Raw genomic sequence first — 18,983 nt, 5'->3', positions numbered from 1 at the left:
GCACCCCGCCCTCACCATGGCCCGGTGGCGCGGCCGCCTGCCGGCCGAAAACGGCGCTCCCTTCCCGGCGGGATGCGCCCACGGCCCGACATCCATCACCGACAGGAGACCCCGTCCGTGGACAGGAACAACGACGCCGCACCGTCGCGCCGCCAGATCATGGGCAGCATGACCGCCGGGGCCGCCGCAGCCGCGCTGGTCGCTGCCCCCGCCGAAGCCCAGGGAACTTCCCCCCAGGCCAGCGGCACCCCGCCCCTCGTCACCCCGCGCGACCCACGCGCCGAATATCCCCGCCCGCCCTTCGAACGGCAGCCACAGGAATGGCCCGGCCTCGCCGGCCGCATGAACCCGCGCCCCGACCATGGCGAGACGAGCTATCGCGGCTCCGGCCGCCTCGCCGGGCGCAAGGCGCTGATCACCGGCGGCGATTCCGGCATCGGGCGCGCCGCCGCCATCGCCTATGCGCGGGAGGGCGCCGATGTCGCCATCGGCTACCTGCCGCAGGAGCAGCCGGATGCCGACGAGGTGCTGGACCTCATTCGCAAGGAGGGCCGCAAGGCCGTCGCCCTACCCGGCGACATCCGCGAGGAAGCCTTCTGCCGCCAGATGGTGGAGACCGCCGTGCGCGAACTGGGCGGCCTCGACATCCTGGTGAACAATGCCGGCCGGCAGCACACCATCCCCGCCCTGGCCGACCTCACCACCGAATTCTTCGACTGGACCTTCAAGACCAACGTCTACGCGCCCTTCTGGATCACCAAGGCCGCGCTGCCGCATCTTCGCCCCGGCGCCTCAATCATCATCACCGCCTCGGTCCAGGCCTATGAGCCCTCCGCCGCCCTCTTCGACTATGCGCAGACCAAGGCCTGCAACGTCGCTTTCGCCAAATCCCTGGCCAAGCAGCTGGCGGAGAAGGGCATCCGCGTGAACGCCGTGGCACCCGGCCCCTACTGGACCGCCCTGCAGCCCTCGGGCGGCCAGACGCAGGAGATGCTGACGAAGTTCGGCGGCGACACCCCCATGGGCCGCCCGGGCCAGCCGGTGGAGATCGCCCCCACCTACGTGCTCCTGGCCAGCCAGGAATCGAGCTTCACCACCGGCCAGGTCCTCGGCGCCTCCGGCGGCTCGGGCAATCCCTGAGCGGCACGCTTGGCCCCCGCAGAGGGGGCCAGGCCTCAGCCCCCCAACCCCGCCTGCCAGTCCCGGATCGCCGGCACCGGCCAGAGCAGCATCAGCACGTTCAGCGTCAGGTTGTCCCGGATCGCCGCCAGCGCCAGCAACTCCAACGCCAGCCCGGACGCCACCGTCACCCAGACGGGCACCCGGGCCGCGAAGGCAAAACCAATCAGCATGAAGCCGAGATCGGACAGCGAATTCACCACGCTGTCCCCGGCATAGCCGAGCGCCGCCGTCGCCTCGCGATAGCGGTTGATCACCATCGGCGTGTTCTCGACGATCTCCCAGGCCGCCTCCAGCAGCGCCGCCATCAGGGCTCGTGCCCCCAGCGGCGCGCGTGGCGCCAGAAGCCAGAACAGGCCGTAGAACAACAGCCCGTGGACCAGATGGGACGGCGCATACCAATCCGCGATGTGCTGCGAGTTCTCGGCGCTGTTCACCGCCCCGTGCCAGAGCGTCACCGTGCCGCATTCGCAAATCGGCACCCGCCCCATGGCCAGCAGCACCCCCGCCATTCCGGCCGCCAGGACCAGGATGGCCAGGCTCCAGATCCAAGCCCTGGTCGAGATCCTGGCCCGGCCGATGGGCGCGATTCGCGTGGTCATCCCCCTGCCTGCCACCCGCGGCTTCCCAGGCAAAGATCCCGAAGGCACCGCTTGGGTGCTACCGCCCGCCGGTTTAGAACGCCATGGCCCGCGAAGCGCGGCCGGTCCCACATCCCCACGACAAGGACGAGCATGGCATCGCGTGACCCGTCCCCAGCCCACCGGACAGCCTAGAATGCAAGCACCGCTGCCTGCGGCCAGCACCGGAGGCCCCCGCTGACCGCCCCCGGCCAGCCCGAGGCGGCCCCGCCGGACCTTGCCGGCGGGGCAGAGGCGGTCAACATGGCGCTGCCCCGCATCCGCACGCCAGATGCCAGCGACTTCGCGGACGGCCCCGGCCCGGGTGCCCTGCATCGCGGCACGCCCCGCGCCTGGTGGTGGACCGCCAGCCTGCCTCTCTCGGTGGCGGCGGTAATCGCCCCTCCAGCGGCGGTGCTGCAATCCAAGGCGATGGCCCCGATCGCCATCCTCTGCATGCTGCTCGCCGTCCTCGCCCACCGGCGGGAAGCAGGGCGCTGGCCCTGGCCGCGCGGGCTCGCAATGCTGCCCCTGGTCGGCCTCGCCGCCTGGGGCGCCCTTTCAAGCCTATGGGCGCCGGACTGGGGCTGGGCCCTCACCGCCGCTGGCAATCTCGCCGGCCTGGCGCTTCTGGGCGGCGCCTGCGCCGTCGTAGTGGAGGAGGAAGGGCCGGCCGCCCGGCGGAACCTGGTCTGGTGCCTCCTGGCCGGGCTCACCCTGGGCATCGCCCTCGCCACCATCGACGATGCCACTGGCCAGTCCATCCGCGCCGCCGTCCGCGGCCTGAAGACATCCCGGCCGGGGCTCGAATTCGGCCTGAAGCCCGCCGCCTCGGTGATGGCGCTCCTCCTGCCCCTGCTACTGCGGCTGCGCGTCGGGGCCGGCTGGCGATGGCTCCTCCTCGGCGCCGGCGCCGGCGCCATCCTCATCCTGCCCGGCGACACGGCGAAGATCGCCGCCGTGGCCGGGGTGCTGGTGGCCGGGCTGGTCTGGGTCGGTGGCCGCGCCATGTCCTGCTTTCTGGCGGTGATCCTCGCGGGCGGACTGCTAGCCTCGCCCCTGCTGGTGCCGCTGATGCTCCGGCCCGACCTCGCGCAGCGCGCACCGAATTCCGCCCTGCACCGGATGCTGATCTGGGACTTCGCCCTGGAGCGCGCGGCCGAGAGGCCGCTCCTCGGCTGGGGCATGGAGGCAAGCCGGAAGCTTCCCGGCGGCCATGACAGGCCGTCTCCGGAATCCCTGGCCCGCCTCGGCATCGTGCCGGAAGGTAAGCACGCCTTCTTCGCGCAGCAGGGGGTCGAGCGCATGTCGCTGCACCCGCATAACGGCGCGCTGCAGATCCGGTTGGAACTGGGCTGGATCGGCCTCGCTTTGGCCGCGCTGGCCGTGCTGGCCCTGGGGTGGGGGGCGCCCCCAGTCGCGGCCGGGGTCCTGGCCTCCGGCGCCGTGACCTTCATGGCCTCCTTCGGCGTGTGGCAGCCCTGGTGGCTTGCCACGGAGGCCTTCGCGGCCGCCCTCGCGGCGGGGCTCGCAGCCCGGCGGGTCTGACCCGCCAGGCCTGGCCCGTCTCAGCCCGCGAGGATGCGGCGGGCGCCTTCGGCCATCACGCGCATGCCGAGCGCCAGGTCCTCCTCCTTCGTATCCTCCGTCCAATGATGGCTGATGCCATTGATGGAGGGCACGAAGAGCATCGCGGCCGGCATCACCCGGGCGAGGTACTGCGCGTCATGCCCGGCGCCGGAGGGTATGCGCTGCCACCGGCCCGGCGCCAGCGCCTCGGCGGCATCGGCCAGCGCATCCTGCAGCGCATGGTCGCTGACCGCCGGGGTGGAGAGCGAAAGCGCCTCCAGCACCGCATGGGTGCGCTCCCGCCGGTTGCTCTCGGCAACGCACCGACGCAGCACCCCCTCGAGCCGGCGCAGCACCTCGATATCCACGTCCCGGTACTGGAACAGGATCTCGGCCCGGCCCGGGATGATGGAAGGCGCGCCGGGCGTCAGGGCTATGCGCCCAGCGGTCCAGACGGTGCGCTCGGCGCAGTGCCGGGGGAATTCCTCGTCGATCATCGCCAGCAGCCGCACCGCCGCCATGCCGGCATCCCGCCGCTCGGCCATGGTGGTGGTGCCGGCATGGTTCTGCTGGCCCTCGATGGTGATCTTCCACTGCCAGATGGCGACGATCCCCGTCACCACCCCGATGCCGAGATCCTGGCTCTCGAGCTGCCGCCCCTGCTCGATATGCATCTCGAGGAAGGCCTTGTAGCGCCCGGCCTCCACCTGCAGCCGGGGGCGCCCTTCCAGCCCCACCTCGCGCAGCGCCTGCCGCAGCGGCTTCTCGTGGTAGCGGTTGGCCAGGCGGTCGATCTCCGCCTCCTCCAGCAGCCCGGTGAAGGAGCGGCTGCCGATGAAGCTGCCGTAATGGCCTTCCTCATCGGCAAAGACCGCCACATCCACCGGCAGCCCGGCGCGGGCCAGATGCAGCGCGGCGACGCAGCCCAGCGCGCCGTCCAGCCACCCCGCCTCGTTCTGGCTTTCCAGATGGCTGCCCGCCAGCAGATGCGGCCCCGGCTTCTTGCTGCGGCCGAGGATGTTGCCGATGCCGTCGATCTCGGCCTCCAGCCCCTCCTCCCGCAGTCGGGAGACGAACCAGTGCCGCGCCTCCATGTCCTGCGGCGAGAAGGTCGGGCGGTGCACGCCGCTCTTGAACTCGCCGAAGCGGCGCAGCGCATGCAGGTCCGCCAGGAAACGATCGGTGTCCACCTGCATGTGCGCGATTCCATCCTCAGGGTTGCGTCGGAGGGTTTAGAGCGGATTGGTACCGCGCAACATCATCCCGCCCGCAAACATCCATCAGGCGAACCAGTTGTCCAACCAGCCGGGCGCCAGCGCGACGCCATCCACCGTCACCGCCAGCACCTCGAAGCCCGAGACGGAAAGGCCGAGCCGCGCATCGGCAAAGCTGGCCTCCTCCCCCGGCCTGCCCTCGATCCAGCGGGCCAGGGAGGCGGCGGCCTCGCGATTGGCGGGGTCGCCCCAGAAACCGGAATCGAATTCCAATCGCAGCGTGTCCCGCCCAGCCCCGCCGAGATAGAGATCCGGCAAGGGTCCGCGATCGGCGAAGCGGTGTATCACCAGGTCATCGCCCGTCCCGCCCAGCACCTGATCCAGGCCGGAACCCCCGGACAGAATGTCGTTCCCCTCGCCGCCCCAGAGGATGTCATCCCCTGCCTCGCCCTGGATGAAGTCGTCGCCCGGCCCGCCATCGCCGAAATCATCCCCGGCACCGAGAAGGATGAAATCCGCCCCCTCTCCCCCGAAGACACGGTCATCGCCGGCTCCAGCGGAGATCAGGTCGTTGCCCGCCCCACCCAGGATGAGGTCCCGGCCACGGCCCGTGCCGATCAGGTCAAGGCCCTCTCCGCCATCCACGCGGTTGTCGCCATCCCCGGCCTGGATGCTGTCATTGCCGGCGCCGCCGTCGATGCTGTCGTCGGCCGCCCCGCCGGTGATGATGTCCCGCCCCGCGCCGCCGGACAGCGTATCGCGGCCACCACCCCCGTTGATCACGTCGTCTCCGTCACCGCCCACCAGCATCTCGTCCGCCAGTCCGCCCAGCAGGCGGGGGAGGATCGGGGCGGGTGGAAGCACGGGCGCCGCCGGGGCGGGCACGGCCTCCAGCGGCAGCACGGGAACGACGGCGGGGACAGGCACATCAGCGGGCATGGGCATTGCGGCCGGGGTGGGCGGCTCGTCCATGATCATCTCGAACAGCGCCTCCCACAGCGTGAGCAACGAGCCGTCCGCCGGCATCGTCCGTGCAAGGGCAATCCCCGCCACCTCCGGCTGCATCAACGCGGCATCGCGCAGCGCCGCCATGTGAAGCGCCTCGGCCAGGTCGACGCTCCCATGGGGGCGCCAGCTTTGGGTCGAATACCGCACGACTCGTTCACCAATTGTCGACGGTCTATTTTCTGAGACGTTTATGGCCCCTTCACAACCTCACACCTCGTTAACCATTTTAATGTTCACGTGATCTCCCGCGCTTGCCCCCGCCCGCCGGAAGGGCTACCCGCCCCCGCCCCTTTCCAACGGCCAGGTCCCCTGCCCCGCCCCCTCACCACCGCCGATTTCGCCTTCGACCTGCCCGAGGCGCTGATCGCCCAGTCCCCTGCCCGCCCGCGCGACTCCGCGCGGCTGCTATGCGTGGCCGACCCGCCCATGGACCGCATCATCCGCGAGTTGCCGGATCTCCTGCGCCCCGGTGACCTGATGGTGGTGAACGACACACGCGTGATCCCCGCCCGCCTGCGCGGCCTGCGCGGCGAGGCGCGGATTGAGATCATGCTCAACCGCGCCGAGGCCGACGGAACCTGGCATGCCCTGGTTCGCAACGCCCGCAAGCTGCGCGCCGGCGACATCCTGTCGATCGACGGCGCCCCTGAGCTTGCTCCCCGCGTGGTGGAAGCGCCGATGGAGGGCGCCGTCCGCCTGGATTTCGGCCCGGATCAGGCCGCCCTGGCCGCCGCGCTGGAGAAGGCGGGCGAAATCCCCCTGCCGCCCTATATCGCGCGCCCCGAAGGCCCCCGCCCGGAGGACCGCGAGGACTACCAGCCCATCTTCGCCCGCACCCCCGGTGCCGTCGCCGCCCCCACGGCCAGCCTGCATTTCACCCCGGATCTGCTCGCAGCCCTGGAGGCGCGCGGCGTGTCGCGCACCACCCTCACCCTGCATGTCGGCGCCGGCACCTTCCTGCCCCTCCGCGGAGACGACCCCCGCGCCCAGCGCCTGCATGCCGAATGGGGCCAGGTGACGCCGGAATCCGCCGCCGCCATCAACGACGCCCGCGCCCGGGGCGGCCGCATCGTCGCCATTGGCACCACCGCCCTTCGCCTGCTGGAAACCGCGGCGCGGGAGGACGGGACCATCGCGCCCTTCCAGGGGCTGACCGACATCTTCCTCCTGCCCGGCCACCGCTTCCGCGGCGCCGACCTCCTCCTCACCAACTTCCATTTGCCGCGGAGCACGCTCTTCATGCTCGTCTGCGCCTTCGGCGGAACCGCCCGGATGAAGGCGGCCTACGCGCATGCCATCGCCGCCGGCTACCGCTTCTACTCCTATGGCGATGCCAGCCTGATCACCCGGGACGATGCGGAGGCCGAGGCATGAACGGCCCCCTCTCCTTCTCCCTCCAGGGCAAGGATGGCGCCGCCCGCGCCGGCACGCTGCACACCGCCCATGGCGAGGTGCAGACGCCCGTCTTCATGCCCGTCGGCACCGCCGGCACGGTGAAGGCGATGACGGCCGATGCCGTACGCTCCACCGGCGCCCGCATGGTGCTGGGCAATACCTATCACCTGATGCTCCGCCCCGGCGCCGAGCGCGTTGGCCGCCTCGGCGGGCTGCACAGGCTGATGGACTGGCACGGCCCGATCCTGACGGATTCCGGCGGCTTCCAGGTCATGTCCCTCGCCGGGCTGCGGAAGATGGATTACAATGGCGTCACCTTCCAAAGCCATATCGACGGCACGAAGCACCGCCTGACCCCCGAGCGCAGCATCGAGATCCAGCACCTGCTGGATTCCGATGTCACCATGTGCTTCGACGAATGCACCCCCTTCCCCGCCACGCATGAGGCGGCGGCCAAGAGCATGCGCCTCTCCATGCGCTGGGCTGCCCGGTCGCGCGACGCCTTCAAGCCGCGCGACGGCTACGGTCTCTTCGGCATCCAGCAGGGCAGCGTCTTCGAGGACCTGCGCGCCGAAAGCGCGAGGGCGCTGACCGATATCGGCTTCGAGGGCTATGCCATCGGCGGCCTCGCCGTCGGCGAGGGCCAGGAGGAGATGTTCCGCACCCTGGACTTCTCCGTGCCCATGCTGCCGCAGGACAAGCCGCGCTACCTGATGGGCGTCGGCACGCCGTCGGACATCATCGGCGCGGTCCGCCGCGGCGTGGACATGTTCGACTGCGTGATTCCCACGCGCTCCGGCCGCACCGGCCGCGCCTATACCAGCCGCGGCGTGCTCAACATGCGCAACGCCCGCCATGCCGACGATGCGTCCACGCTGGATCCGGAATGCGATTGCCTGGCCTGCACACGGCATTCGCGTGCCTATATCCAGCACCTCATCAGGGCCGAGGAGATGCTCGGCCCGATGCTGCTGACCTGGCACAACATCCGCTACTACCAGACCCTCATGGCACGCCTCCGCGCCGCCATCCTCGAGGGTCGCTTCGAGGCCGAGGCCGCCGCCATCGCCGCGAAGTGGGAAACCCCCACGCCGCCCGAGCCGCCCTCGCCGGAGGAGACGACATCGTGAACCATGACGTATCCGGCCTGACCCAGCTCGGCCAGTACACCGCCCAACCGACATCGCCCGAGACGGCGGTGCTGGAGCGCGTGTCCAATCCGCACAAGGGCACGCATTACGTCGCCCGCTTCACCGCGCCCGAATTCACCAGCCTCTGCCCCATCACCGCGCAGCCCGACTTCGCGCATCTGGTGATCGACTACATCCCTGGCGAATGGCTGGTGGAGAGCAAGAGCCTGAAGCTCTACCTCACCTCCTTCCGCAACCACGGCGCCTTCCACGAGGCCTGCACCATCGACATCGCCAAGCGCCTGGTGGCCCTGCTGGAACCCGCCTGGCTCCGCATCGGCGGCTACTGGTATCCGCGCGGCGGCATTCCGATCGACGTCTTCTGGCAGACCGGCGCCCCGCTCGCCGGCGCCTGGATCCCCGACCAGGGCGTCCCGCCCTATCGCGGCCGCGGATGAGTAGGGACGCCCGCGCGCTGATCCGCGACGAAGCCCTGCGCCTGGGCTTCGACGCGGTCGGCTTCGCGCGGGCGGAACTCGGCCCGGAAGTCCGGGACCGCCTCGCCGATTTCCTCGCCGCGGGAATGCATGGCGAGATGGGCTGGATGGAAACCCGCGCCGAGCAGCGCGCCCATCCCCAGGCCCTCTGGCCCGAAGCCCTTTCCGTCATCTCCCTGGGCCTCTCCTACGCCCCCGAGGACGACCCCCTCTCCTATCTGGAGATGCCCGACCGCGGCACGATCAGCGTCTATGCCCGCCACCGCGACTACCATGACCTGGTGAAATCCCGCCTGAAGGCCCTCGCCCGCTGGATGGTCGCGCGCTTCGATGGCTCCGGCGTGAAGGTCTTCGTCGACACCGCCCCCGTTTCCGAAAAGCCGCTCGCGCAACAGGCCGGCATCGGCTGGCAAGGCAAGCACACCAACCTCGTCTCGCGGGCCCACGGCTCCTGGCTCTTCCTCGGTGAGGTCTACACCACCCTCGCCCTCGAACCCGACGCGCCCCATGCCGACCGCTGCGGCACCTGCACCCGCTGCCAGGTGGCCTGCCCCACCGACGCCTTTCCCGCCCCCTACCAGCTCGACCCCCGCCGCTGCGTCTCCTACCTGACGATCGAGCATCGCGGCCCGATCCCGGAGGAGCTTCGCCCCCGCCTCGGGAACCGCATCTATGGCTGCGACGACTGCCTCGCCGTCTGCCCCTGGAACCGCTTCGCCGCCCCCACCACGGTCCCCGGCCTGATCGCGCGGGAGGACCTGGTCGCCCCCCGCCTCGCCGAACTGGCCATGCTGGATGACGCAGCTTTCCGCGCCCGCTTCTCCGGCTCGCCGGTCAAGCGCGTCGGCCGCAACCGCTTCGTCCGCAACGTGCTGAACGCCATCGGCAACTCGGCCGACCCAACGCTCCTGCCCGTCGCCCTCGCGCTCGGCGACGACGAAGACCCGGTGGTGGCCGATAGTGCCCGCTGGGCCGCGGGCCGCCTGGGCACGGCCGCATCGCACCGGCCTGATCCCCACGCCCCGTAAGCACAGGCGACACCGCGCTGCCACACCCGCGCGCCAACCGCCGCTGTCACGCCCGATTGACCCTGCCAGCCGCGCGACGATCCGGCAGACTGGCGGCACCACGACGACGCAACTCCATTCCAGGCGCCCATGACACCATCTCTGTCCAAGGCCCCCGCCGCCATGCGCTCCCTCGCGGCACTCCTCCTCGCCGCGCTCCTGTCCGGCTGCGCCGCCGCGCCCTACACCACAAGCTGGGACGGCCGCCGTGGCTATGACGGCAATGGCGACTACGGCTACGACCCCGCTGCCTCCCGTGCCGAGGCCAGCAGCTACCGCGCCCATGCCGCCCGCAGCTACGCCGTCCCAGGCACGCCCGACGACCCATGGGGCCCGCATATCCGCGAGGCCTCCTCCCGCTTCGGCGTCCCCGATCGCTGGATCCGCGCCATCATGCGCCAGGAGAGCGGCGGCCGCCTCTACGACGCGAGCGGCTACCCCATCACCTCCCCCGTCGGCGCCATGGGGCTGATGCAGGTGATGCCCCACACCTACGACATCCTGCGCGCCCGCCACGGCCTCGGCAGTGACCCCTACGAGCCGCGCGACAACATCCTCGCCGGCGCCGCCTATATCCGCCAGATGTACGACCGCTACGGGGCGCCCGGCTTCCTCGCCGCCTACAACGCCGGGCCGGACCGGGTGGACGGCTACCTCTCCGGCGCGAAGATCCTGCCCGACGAGACGATCAACTACATCGCCAGCGTAGCCCCACGGCTCGGGCCGGAAGTCGCGATGACAGGCCCGATGACGGAATATATCGGCGGCGGCAGCTACCGGACGGCCTCCACCTCCGCTGCCGACCTCGCCTATGCCGGCGGCGGCCTGATGGGCGTGGACTACCGCCCATCACAGGGCGGTACCGGCTGGTCGGCCGACGACCCCTCCCTCCGCGCCTTTGAAGGCGGCGGTCTGGTTACTCCCGGCGCACCAACCGGCATCCTGCGCTGAAAGCCGGACCGCCGCTGGCCGCTATCCATCCAGCGGTCTAGGGAAGGGCGATGGACACCAAGCCGCCGCCCTCCGGCCCCCTGCTCGCGACCCATAGCGGCACCTTCCATCTCGACGATGCCTTCGCCTATGCCGTCCTGCGCCTCGCGCTCGGCCTGCGCGCGGCCGGGCAGGATCACCGCCTTCTCCGCAGCCGCGACGAGGCCGCGCTCGCCAGCGCCGATATCGTCTGGGATGTCGGCGCCATTCACGACCCCGCCACCCACCGCTTCGACCACCATCAGCGCGGCGCCCCGCTGCGCGAGGACGGCACTCCCTTCAGCGCCGCCGGCCTGGTCTGGCGCCAGCATGGCGAGGCCGCCCTCCGCGCCATCCTACCCGCTGCCGCCGGCCTGATCCCCGCCATTGCCGCCGGGATCGACCACGAGGTCATCCGCCGCATCGACGAAATCGACAACGGCTTCGGCAAGCCGGGCGGCGCGCTCGACCTCTCGGCGGCGGTCGCCGATTGCAACCCGTCCTGGGATTCGCCCGCCATCGGCGACCGCGCCGCCGAGGACGCCGCCTTCCTCCGTGCCTCCGAACTCGCCGAAGCCTTCCTCCGCCGCCGCGCCGAGGCGATGCGGGCCAGCCTCGCGGCCGAGGCCGTGGTGGTCGCCGCGCATGCCCGCTCCGCCGACCCGCGCATTCTGGAGCTCGACAGCAAGATGCCTTGGGAGAACCCGGTCTTCGCCCATGGGCTGCCGGTCCTCTACGCCGTGTATCCCGTGCCGAACGGCAACTGGATGGTGGATAGCATGCCGCCCGAGCCCGGCTCCTTCGCCCAGCGGATGCCCCTGCCCGAAGCCTGGGCCGGCCTGCGCGACGCCGATCTGGCGGCCGTCTGTGGCATATCCGATGCGGTCTTCACCCATGCCCGCCGCTTCGTCGCCGCCGCACGGTCCCGCCAGGGTGCGATGGAGATGGCGCGCAAGGCCATCGCCATCGGCACCGCCGCCGCGACTGCAGGCGGCTGAAGCCCTTCCGGCGTCGCACCGCCCCTCTAACGTCCCGAAGACTGCCCCTCCAGCTTCGCACGCTCCTCGCGCGCCACCCGCTCGAGCGGATGACCAGGATGCCTTGCGATGAAAAGGTCGTAGGCCTCCCGCGTGCCAGCCGCTCTCGCTGCCTCCAGCTCCTGCTGGATTGCGATATCGCCGCTGCGTGCCGGCGGAACGACGGAAGGGTTGCTCACCGCTCCGTCCCCACCGGATGCAGCGGCGCCCCAGGCACCGAGCAGCAGCACCCAGCACGAGAGCAGCACCGCCGCCCGGACGGCAAAGTGGTGGCGGCGCCTGCCGCGCCGGATCGGCAGTGCCACGCCCCGGCTATGGCGTTCACCACCCCCCGGCGCCGCATCACGCGGGCAGATGGTAATCGGCATGGGCCGCGCCGGCGAACAGGACAGGCTGGAAAGGCACGTCCTCCTCCGCGCCAGCCGCGCGGCTGCCGGATGGGCTGCTCGCGCTCAGGCTATAGGTGCCAATATTGCTGCCGGAGCCGCGCGCGCTCAGATAGTAGGTGCCGTCCGCACTGGGCGTGTAGCTGATGTGGGAATCGCGTGACCCGCCGAAGTCGTTATTGGTCAGCAGCACGCTTCCCGCGCTGTTGCGAAGCTCCAGCAGAGCATTGGGCAGCGTGCCGGAACCCGAGGGCGATCCTCGCAGGTCGAAGCTGTAGGACTGCCCGGCGGCAAGAGTCACGGCGAAGAAGTCGATATCGCCACTTCTCTCGATCGCGCCCATCCGTGTCCCACCCACCGCCAGATGGCCCATCGCGGAGCTGGTGTCGCTCAGCTTGTCCGCGTGGTCGTCGAAGCCACGCAAGGCGGAGAGCGTGTAGGTCCCGGTGCTGCTGCCATCGCCGCCCGCCGAGAGGTAGTAGGTGCCAGTCGTCTTCGCCCGGAAAACGAGGGTTGCATCCGCCGAGTTGAAGTCGTCATTGGACAGCAGCAGGGCGCCCTTGCTGTCGCGCAACTCGAGCACGGCATCGCCGAGCGTTCCGCCACCGCTCGGCGACCCGCGCAGTTCGAAAGTATAGTCGCTGCTCGCCTTCAGGCTGATGGCAAAGACATCCCTGTCCCCCGCGGCCTCGATCCGCCCCGTGCGCGAGCCTCCAGCGCTCAGCGCGCCGAGCGGCGAGGTCTGATCCGTGATGCTGTCCCGGTAGTCATCCGGCGAGCTGCCGGTGCTGAACAGATCCGCCGAGGCAACGACGACACCCGAACTCAGGAAGCGCACGAATTCGGTGTTGAGGATGGAATCTGTCGCACCGAAGCCTGCTGCCGTGAAGCTGCCGGCATTCCCTGCGAAGGCATAGTCGCTCCGCGCGCCCGCCAGCACCACCGTGTCGGTTCCGCCTCGCCCGTCGAGCAGGTTGCCCGCCACATTCCCGTAGAGGGTGTCGTTGCCCGAGGAACCGATCGCATTCTCGATCAGCGAGCGGGTGTCGCCGTGATACAGCAGCGCATTCCCGATATTGCCCCGCGCGAAATGCCCGTCTCCCAGATTTGCGAGCTGCACCTGGGATGTCGTCGTCCATTCGCCGGGGCGGAGATCGATCGTGACGCCGCCTGAATAGTTGGAGAGATCATAGGTGTCGTTGCCACCGCCATCCCAGACGGTGCGGAGGATGCGGTTGCCGCCAGGCATCCCCTGCGCGACACCGTTCAGCGACATCTGGCCGGTGATCGGGCTCCAGCTATAGGTCGTGTCGCCCGCGTTCATCGAATAATCGGCGCCATACATGTGCTGCAGCGCAGCGATGTCGCTGATCATGAAGGTCTGCGGGCCACCCCAGGTCTCGTTCGTGTAGAATTGGCCCGGGCTGCCAACATAGCTGCGATAGGTCATGAGCGAGTATTCGTGGGAATCATGGGCCGGCGTCATCGGCCCATAGACCGAATTCTCCTGGCCATGCTTCAGCCCGAGGCTGTGCCCGATCTCATGCATGAAGGTGAAATAGGCATAGCTGCCGAGAATGGGGACGTCATAGGTCCCGTTCCCATTGTACCAGGCATCGCCGCCGGAGGGTGCGTTGGACGGATAATAGGCCCATGCGGTACCAGGCAGGCTGGAACTCGCGTGGCGGAGATCCGCATGCGTCGTCGCGCTCTCCGTTATTTCGGCGAAGGTGAGATTCGTAAGCGCCGAGATCATCGCGAAGGTCTCGCGCGCCGCCGTCATCTGCATCGCGTTGAGCGGCTCAAAGCCGGAGCTTGGCTCACCCCCGTAATTGGTCCCATAGAAGGACGCGCTCGCCGGAAAACTGAATGTCAGGTTCAGCGTGTCCCACCGCGTGCCGCTCAGCACTCCGTCAGTATCCTGGTTGCCCGTCTTGCTTACGCTGGTCGTTCCCGGCACGTTGCTTCTCCTTGCCCCAGAACAACTTACGACAGCCGGTGCGAAGGTCGAATAACGTACAATGGTAATCATGCGACTGTGATTGTAATTCGTGCAACGAACTCGCGCGGACAATAACTTATACAGCAGCTGCGGAGTGCTCCACGGTTCCGCCTGGAAGCCATGGGCACAGGATTTCCTGCCAAAGCGCCGCTTGCACCGCCCGGCAACTCGTCTACATTCAAAAAACGGCTGGGAGATCAGGATCTTGGATGGATACGCGTGCGTCCACCTTGGAGCGCGAGGCGACCGGCCAGCGTGACGTGGGCGCGGTGGTCCACGCCATCGGCATCCTGCGGCACCTTTCCACCGCAACGGCGCCGCTCGGCGTCGCAGCCATTGCGCGCGGAACTGGCATCAGCGTCAGCACCTGCTTCAACATCCTGCGTACGCTGACGCGCGCCCGCTTCGTCTCCTTCCGGGAGGCCGACAAGACCTATGCGCTCGGCCTTGCCGTCGCGGAACTGGCTGCCGGCTTCCTCGGGATGAGTCATACGGAGCTGATCCGGCCGGAACTGCAGCGCCTGGCACAGAAATACGACATGCTGATCGTGCTCTGGCGCGTTACCGAGGACGGGCACATCGTCCTTATCGACCGCGCCCATAGCCACACCGCCGTTCGCGTCGAGATGCGCATGGGTTTGCGCCTGCCGATGCTGGTGGGCGCCGTCGGCCGCTGCGTGGCCGCCGCGCTCGACCTGCCCGAGGAAGAACTACGCCGCCGCTTCGCCACCCTCCGCTGGCAGACGCCGCCGAGCTTCGAATCCTACCTGGCCGACACGCGCAAGGCGCGGCAGGCCGGCTGGAGCATGGACCGCCACCACCTCTATCGCGGGCTGATCACCGTTGCCGCGCTGGTGACCGACCAGCAGGACCTGCCCCGCTTCGGCCTCAGCGGCATCACCATCGCGGCCCAGCATGCCGAAGATGTCTTCCCCCGCCTGGGTGAAGATCTGCGCGAGGTCGCCCTGCTCACCGGCAAGGCCCTCTTCCCCCGCCCGGCCGAGCGGGCATAGCACCGGCCCGCAACAGCGCAATCAACCAGAGGCCAGCGCGCATCCCCCTTCCGACAGCGGCCGGAAGGCCTCGGCCGCCGGCGTGGTCCTGACGAGCTTCAGCAGATCCCATGCTCCCTTGGATTCCGCCGGCGACTTGGCTTCGAACAGATACACGTCATGCAGGTGACGGCCATCGATACGGATGCTGCCTGCCCCGAAGGCGTCGTCATCCGTCGGCATGCGCCGCATCACCTCCAGCACCTCCCGCCCGGACTGCTTCGCCCGCACCGCCCCGATCTCCGCCACCGCCTTCAGGTAATGCGTGACGGCGGAGTAGTTCCCCGCATGTGTCTGGTTCGGGTAGTTGTCCGGCGTCTTCGGCAACACACGCCGCGTAAAGGCGCGCGTACGGTCGTTCAGGTCCCAATAGAAGCTCTCGGTCAGCAACAGCCCCTTGGCCGTCTCAAGCCCAAGCGACTTCACGTCATTGACGAAACCAATGGTGCCCAGCAGCTTCTGCCCGCGCGAGACGAGGCCGAACTCATGAGCCTGCTTTACGCAGGTGATGAAGTCCTGCCCCGCATTGGCGAAGGCCACCACCTTCGCCCGGCTCCGCTGCGCCTGCAGCAGGAAGGAGGAGAAATCCATTGTGCCCGGGAAGGGATGGCGGATGGAACCGACCACCTTCCCGCCTTCCGCCTCCACGAACTTCGTGACGTCGCGCTCCATCTGGTGCCCGAAGGCCATGTCCGCGGCGATGACGAAGAATGTGTCCGCCCCCGCGCGCACCGAGGCGACGCCCGAGGAGCGGGCGAGCATGTAGGTGTCATAAGTCCACTGGACCGTGTTCGGGCTGCAGGCCTTGGCCGTCAGCTCCGACGTCGCGGCACCGGTGTTGAGATGGATCTTGTCCTTCTCCCGCACCAGCCCGTTGAGCGCGAGGGCGATGGAGGAGTTGTTCACCTCCAGCACCACATCCACCCCGCCACGGTCGAACCATTCCCGCGCGATACCCACGCCGGTATCGGCCTTCTGCTGGTGATCCGCCTGGAACACCTCCACGGCGATCCCGCGCTGACGGATCCCGGAATCCTCCACTGCCTGCTGCACACAAGCGACAGCGGTTGGACCGGAAAGATGCCGGTAGGGTCCGGAGAAGTCGCCGAGCACCGCCAGGCGGATCGGCTGGGCCTGGGCCCGTGCCATACGGGACGCAAGCGGTGCTGCAGCAGCACCGGCCAGAAGTACTCTGCGCTGCAACATCTCACCAAGCCTCCCCATTGATTCTTGTTGTGCTTACCGAAGCCGGGCCGCCGGCTCCCGCCACCCTGCCAGACGGAGAGCTTAGACAACCCCCCGCCCGCTTCACCAGAATACTACGCCTCCGGACTAGACCGGATCCCAGGAGAACACGTCCGGGCTACGGTCCAGCGGCATGAACTGCGCCCGCAGCGCCGGCATCGCGTGCTCGGCGATCAACTCCGGCGTCCAGCCCTCGCTCCGATGCGCGCTGCGCACCGGGCGCGGTTGGCTGAACAGGAAAAGCTCGTTGTTCCGGGCCGCAAAGATCTGCCCCGTCACATCCTTGGCTGCATCGCTCGCCAGGAAGACAGCCAATGGGGCATTCTTCTCCGGCGTCATCCGCTTCAGCTTCTCAACCCGCTCCTTCTGCTCTGGCGTCTCCGCCGGAATGGAGCTTGTCATGCGGCTCCAGGCGAAGGGCGCGATGCAGTTCGAGCGCACGCCGAAGCGTTGCATGTCGAGCGCGATCGACTTGGACAGCGCCGCAATCCCCAGCTTCGCCGCCGAGTAGTTCGCCTGCCCAAAATTCCCCACTAGGCCGGAAGTAGAGGTCATGTGCACATAGGCACCCGAACTCTGCGCGCGGAAATGTTCGGCGGCAGCACGCGAGACATAGAAGCTGCCGTTCAGATGCACGTCGATGACGGCGCGCCACTCCTCCGGCGTCATCTTGTGGAAGATCTGGTCCCGCAGGATGCCCGCATTGTTGACCACGATGTCCACACGCCCGAAGGCCTCGATCGCGCTCGCCACGATCCGCTTCGCGCTCTCCCAGTCGGCAACGCTGTCGGTATTCGTCACCGCCTTCCCGCCGCGCTGCTCGATGATTGCCTTGGTCTGCTCGCCGGGCGTCGCCGACTGCTCGCCGATGCCGGTCAGCGAGGCGCCGATGTCATTCACCACCACCTTCGCCCCGGCCAGCGCCATGGCCAGCGCAATCTCCCGCCCGATCCCGCCCCCCGCACCGGTAACGATCGCGACCTTGCCATCCAGCATGCTCATGACTGGGTTTCCTCTCAGGCGGGGGTGAACATGGGAATGGGCTGGCCATCCCCTTCGCTGGGTACGAAGGTCAGGCGCACCGCCTGCCCGACCTGCAGCGCCTCGATGTCGCAGTCGACGATGTTGGTCATGATGCGCGGCCCCTCGGCCAATTCCACATAGGCGATCACATAGGGGATTTTCGCCCGCATGACGCTGTAGGTGTAGATCGTCCCCGCACCGCTCGCCGGCACGTATTCCACCGTGCCCTCATCGTCGAAGGGGCAGATCGGGCGCGGCGGGTAATGCGTTTTGCCGGTCTTGGTGTTGCGCCCGATCAGCAGCTTGCCCTCGCGCGCGGCCGCCCAGAAGCCGCGGGTGGAGGGATCGGGCGTCGGGCTCGGCGGCACGCGCTTTTGCAGCTGTTCGCTCATCGCCCTTACTCCCTCTCCAGCACCAGTGTGGCGCTGCCATGCCGCGTGCCGAGCGACCCGCCCGTGCCATGCGCCAGCGCCAGGTCGCAATTCTTCACCTGCACCGCCGGATGCGCCTCGCCGCGCAGCTGGCGCACCGCCTCGATCACCTTGGTGATGCCGCCGCGATTGGCCGGGTGATTATTGCAGAGCCCGCCGCCATCCGTGTTGAAGGGCAGCTTGCCGGTGCCGCTGATCAGATTGCCGTCCTGCACGAAGCGCCCGCCCTGCCCCTTCTCGCAGAAGCCGAGATCCTCCAGCTGCAGCAGCACCGTGATGGTGAAGCTGTCATAAATGCTGGCGTATTTAATGTCGGCGGGCCTCACCCCTGCCTCCTCGAAGGCGCGCGCACCCGAGAAGCGGGCGCCGGTATAGGTCAGGTCCAGCTGCCCGCCCATCTGGTGCTTCACCGCTTCGCCAGCGCCGCGCACCGTCACCACCGGGCGCTTCAGCCGGCGCGCAATTTCCGGCCGCGCCACCACCAGCGCACCGCCGCCATCGCTGATCACGCAGCAATCCAGCCGGTGCAGCGGATCAGCCACCAGGGGAGAGTTCACCACCTCATCCACCGTCACGACCTTGCGCAGCATCGCATGCTCGTTGTGCTGCGCGTGATGGCTGGCCGCGACCTTGATCCAGGCAAGCTGCTCGGAGGTGGTGCCGAACTCATGCATATGCCGCTTGGCGCACATGGCATACATGTTCGCGACGGCGGCTCCATAGGGATATTCGAACTGCACGTCCGGCTGTGCCGGGCTTCCGGAGCGCGGCGCGGTTCCCGTCGCCACCCCTTCCGAACGCGGGCGCCCGGCCAGGGTGATCAGCGCGATGTTGCACTTGCCCAGGGCGATGGCTTCCGCCGCATGCGCGACATGCAGCAGGTAGGAGCTTCCGCCGACATCGGTGGAATCCACATGCCGCAGCCGATCCAGGCCAATGTAGTCCACCATGCTCAGCGGCCCCATGCCAGGCGCGTCGCCGGCACAGAAATAGCCGTCCACATCGGCGCGCGTCAGCCCCGCGTCGCGCAGCGCGCCCAGCGCCACCTCCGCATGCAGCTGAGCCGTGCTCTTGTCCTCCGCCTTGCGCGTCGGATGCTCATAGGCCCCGACGATGCAGGCCTTTCCCCGGATGCTCAAGCGCGCTGTCCCTTCCCGTT

At 69.0% G+C, this 18,983-nt stretch carries 18 protein-coding genes; 9 read left to right on the top strand and 9 right to left on the bottom strand.

Annotation, left to right across the window (positions count from 1 at the left end; all coding sequences use genetic code 11):
* The first annotated feature begins 117 nt into the window (after positions 1-117).
* Positions 118-1,140 (top strand): SDR family oxidoreductase, encoded by a 1,023-nt coding sequence (locus GSE44_RS07465; RefSeq protein WP_235924611.1) that lies wholly within the window; start codon positions 118-120, stop codon positions 1,138-1,140.
* Between the two features lie 35 nt (positions 1,141-1,175).
* Here the strand turns inward: GSE44_RS07465 and GSE44_RS07460 are convergent, their stop codons facing one another.
* Entirely contained in the window at positions 1,176-1,781 is a 606-nt protein-coding gene (locus GSE44_RS07460; protein WP_159348162.1) for a DUF2585 family protein, read from the bottom strand.
* Positions 1,782-2,063: 282 nt separating this feature from the next.
* Between GSE44_RS07460 and GSE44_RS07455 the strand changes: the two genes are divergently transcribed.
* A complete protein-coding gene (locus GSE44_RS07455) occupies positions 2,064-3,347 on the top strand; it encodes an O-antigen ligase family protein (RefSeq protein ID WP_159348161.1) in 1,284 nt (427 codons plus the stop codon).
* Between the two features lie 20 nt (positions 3,348-3,367).
* Here GSE44_RS07455 and GSE44_RS07450 read toward each other — a convergent pair whose 3' ends face one another.
* Both GSE44_RS07450 and GSE44_RS07445 read right to left on the bottom strand, forming a co-directional pair.
* Entirely contained in the window at positions 3,368-4,564 is a 1,197-nt protein-coding gene (locus GSE44_RS07450) for a hydantoinase/carbamoylase family amidase (RefSeq protein ID WP_159348160.1), read from the bottom strand.
* Between the two features lie 84 nt (positions 4,565-4,648).
* Positions 4,649-5,737, bottom strand: a complete 1,089-nt coding sequence (locus GSE44_RS07445; RefSeq protein WP_159348159.1) for a calcium-binding protein — start codon at positions 5,735-5,737, stop codon at positions 4,649-4,651.
* Positions 5,738-5,899: 162 nt separating this feature from the next.
* Between GSE44_RS07445 and queA the strand changes: the two genes are divergently transcribed.
* From queA to GSE44_RS07415, 6 genes are all read left to right on the top strand, one after another.
* Positions 5,900-6,964, top strand: a complete 1,065-nt coding sequence (queA, locus tag GSE44_RS07440; RefSeq protein WP_159348220.1) for a tRNA preQ1(34) S-adenosylmethionine ribosyltransferase-isomerase QueA — start codon at positions 5,900-5,902, stop codon at positions 6,962-6,964.
* A complete protein-coding gene (gene tgt, locus GSE44_RS07435) occupies positions 6,961-8,115 on the top strand; it encodes a tRNA guanosine(34) transglycosylase Tgt (protein WP_159348158.1) in 1,155 nt (384 codons plus the stop codon). Before queA ends, tgt begins: the two co-directional genes overlap by 4 nt.
* Positions 8,109-8,573, top strand: coding sequence for a preQ(1) synthase (gene queF, locus GSE44_RS07430; protein WP_159348219.1), 465 nt, complete (start codon positions 8,109-8,111; stop codon positions 8,571-8,573). The genes tgt and queF overlap by 7 nt, the downstream gene beginning before the upstream one ends.
* On the top strand, positions 8,570-9,640 hold the full coding sequence (gene queG, locus GSE44_RS07425) for a tRNA epoxyqueuosine(34) reductase QueG (RefSeq protein WP_159348157.1): 1,071 nt from the start codon (positions 8,570-8,572) through the stop codon (positions 9,638-9,640). Before queF ends, queG begins: the two co-directional genes overlap by 4 nt.
* A gap of 129 nt (positions 9,641-9,769) precedes the next feature.
* Positions 9,770-10,630 carry a lytic transglycosylase domain-containing protein gene (locus GSE44_RS26460; protein ID WP_408015094.1) on the top strand — a complete coding sequence of 287 codons (861 nt, stop codon included), beginning with the start codon at positions 9,770-9,772 and terminating at the stop codon, positions 10,628-10,630.
* A 50-nt stretch (positions 10,631-10,680) separates the two neighbouring features.
* On the top strand, positions 10,681-11,646 hold the full coding sequence (locus tag GSE44_RS07415; RefSeq protein ID WP_159348156.1) for an MYG1 family protein: 966 nt from the start codon (positions 10,681-10,683) through the stop codon (positions 11,644-11,646).
* Positions 11,647-11,672: 26 nt separating this feature from the next.
* Here the strand turns inward: GSE44_RS07415 and GSE44_RS07410 are convergent, their stop codons facing one another.
* Both GSE44_RS07410 and GSE44_RS07405 read right to left on the bottom strand, forming a co-directional pair.
* A complete protein-coding gene (locus tag GSE44_RS07410) occupies positions 11,673-12,053 on the bottom strand; it encodes a hypothetical protein (RefSeq protein WP_159348155.1) in 381 nt (126 codons plus the stop codon).
* The gene (locus GSE44_RS07405) at positions 12,028-14,031 is read right to left on the bottom strand and encodes a pre-peptidase C-terminal domain-containing protein (RefSeq protein WP_159348154.1); all 2,004 of its coding nucleotides are present in this window, start codon (positions 14,029-14,031) and stop codon (positions 12,028-12,030) included. The genes GSE44_RS07410 and GSE44_RS07405 overlap by 26 nt, the downstream gene beginning before the upstream one ends.
* Positions 14,032-14,282: 251 nt before the next feature.
* On the opposite strand from GSE44_RS07405, the gene GSE44_RS07400 reads away from it, so the two are divergent.
* Positions 14,283-15,086: an IclR family transcriptional regulator gene (locus GSE44_RS07400; RefSeq protein WP_159348153.1), complete on the top strand. Its 804-nt coding sequence runs from the start codon at positions 14,283-14,285 to the stop codon at positions 15,084-15,086.
* A gap of 21 nt (positions 15,087-15,107) precedes the next feature.
* Here GSE44_RS07400 and GSE44_RS07395 read toward each other — a convergent pair whose 3' ends face one another.
* The 4 genes from GSE44_RS07395 to GSE44_RS07380 all read right to left on the bottom strand — a co-directional run bounded on the left by GSE44_RS07395 (position 15,108) and on the right by GSE44_RS07380 (position 18,963).
* Complete coding sequence (locus tag GSE44_RS07395) at positions 15,108-16,331, bottom strand: ABC transporter substrate-binding protein (protein WP_159348152.1); 1,224 nt, start codon at positions 16,329-16,331, stop codon at positions 15,108-15,110.
* A 126-nt stretch (positions 16,332-16,457) separates the two neighbouring features.
* Positions 16,458-17,372 (bottom strand): SDR family NAD(P)-dependent oxidoreductase, encoded by a 915-nt coding sequence (locus GSE44_RS07390; protein WP_159348151.1) that lies wholly within the window; start codon positions 17,370-17,372, stop codon positions 16,458-16,460.
* 14 nt (positions 17,373-17,386) lie between these two features.
* Positions 17,387-17,785 carry a Zn-ribbon domain-containing OB-fold protein gene (locus GSE44_RS07385; protein WP_159348150.1) on the bottom strand — a complete coding sequence of 133 codons (399 nt, stop codon included), beginning with the start codon at positions 17,783-17,785 and terminating at the stop codon, positions 17,387-17,389.
* 5 nt (positions 17,786-17,790) lie between these two features.
* Positions 17,791-18,963, bottom strand: coding sequence for a thiolase domain-containing protein (locus GSE44_RS07380; protein WP_159348149.1), 1,173 nt, complete (start codon positions 18,961-18,963; stop codon positions 17,791-17,793).
* Between the last annotated feature and the right edge of the window lie 20 nt (positions 18,964-18,983).

The sequence above is a fragment of the Muricoccus harenae genome, from assembly GCF_009848505.1.
In the GTDB taxonomy this organism is placed as follows: domain Bacteria; phylum Pseudomonadota; class Alphaproteobacteria; order Acetobacterales; family Acetobacteraceae; genus Roseomonas; species Roseomonas harenae.
The sequence above is the reverse complement of the archived record's forward strand: the minus strand, read 5'-3'. Positions and strand labels throughout refer to the sequence as shown.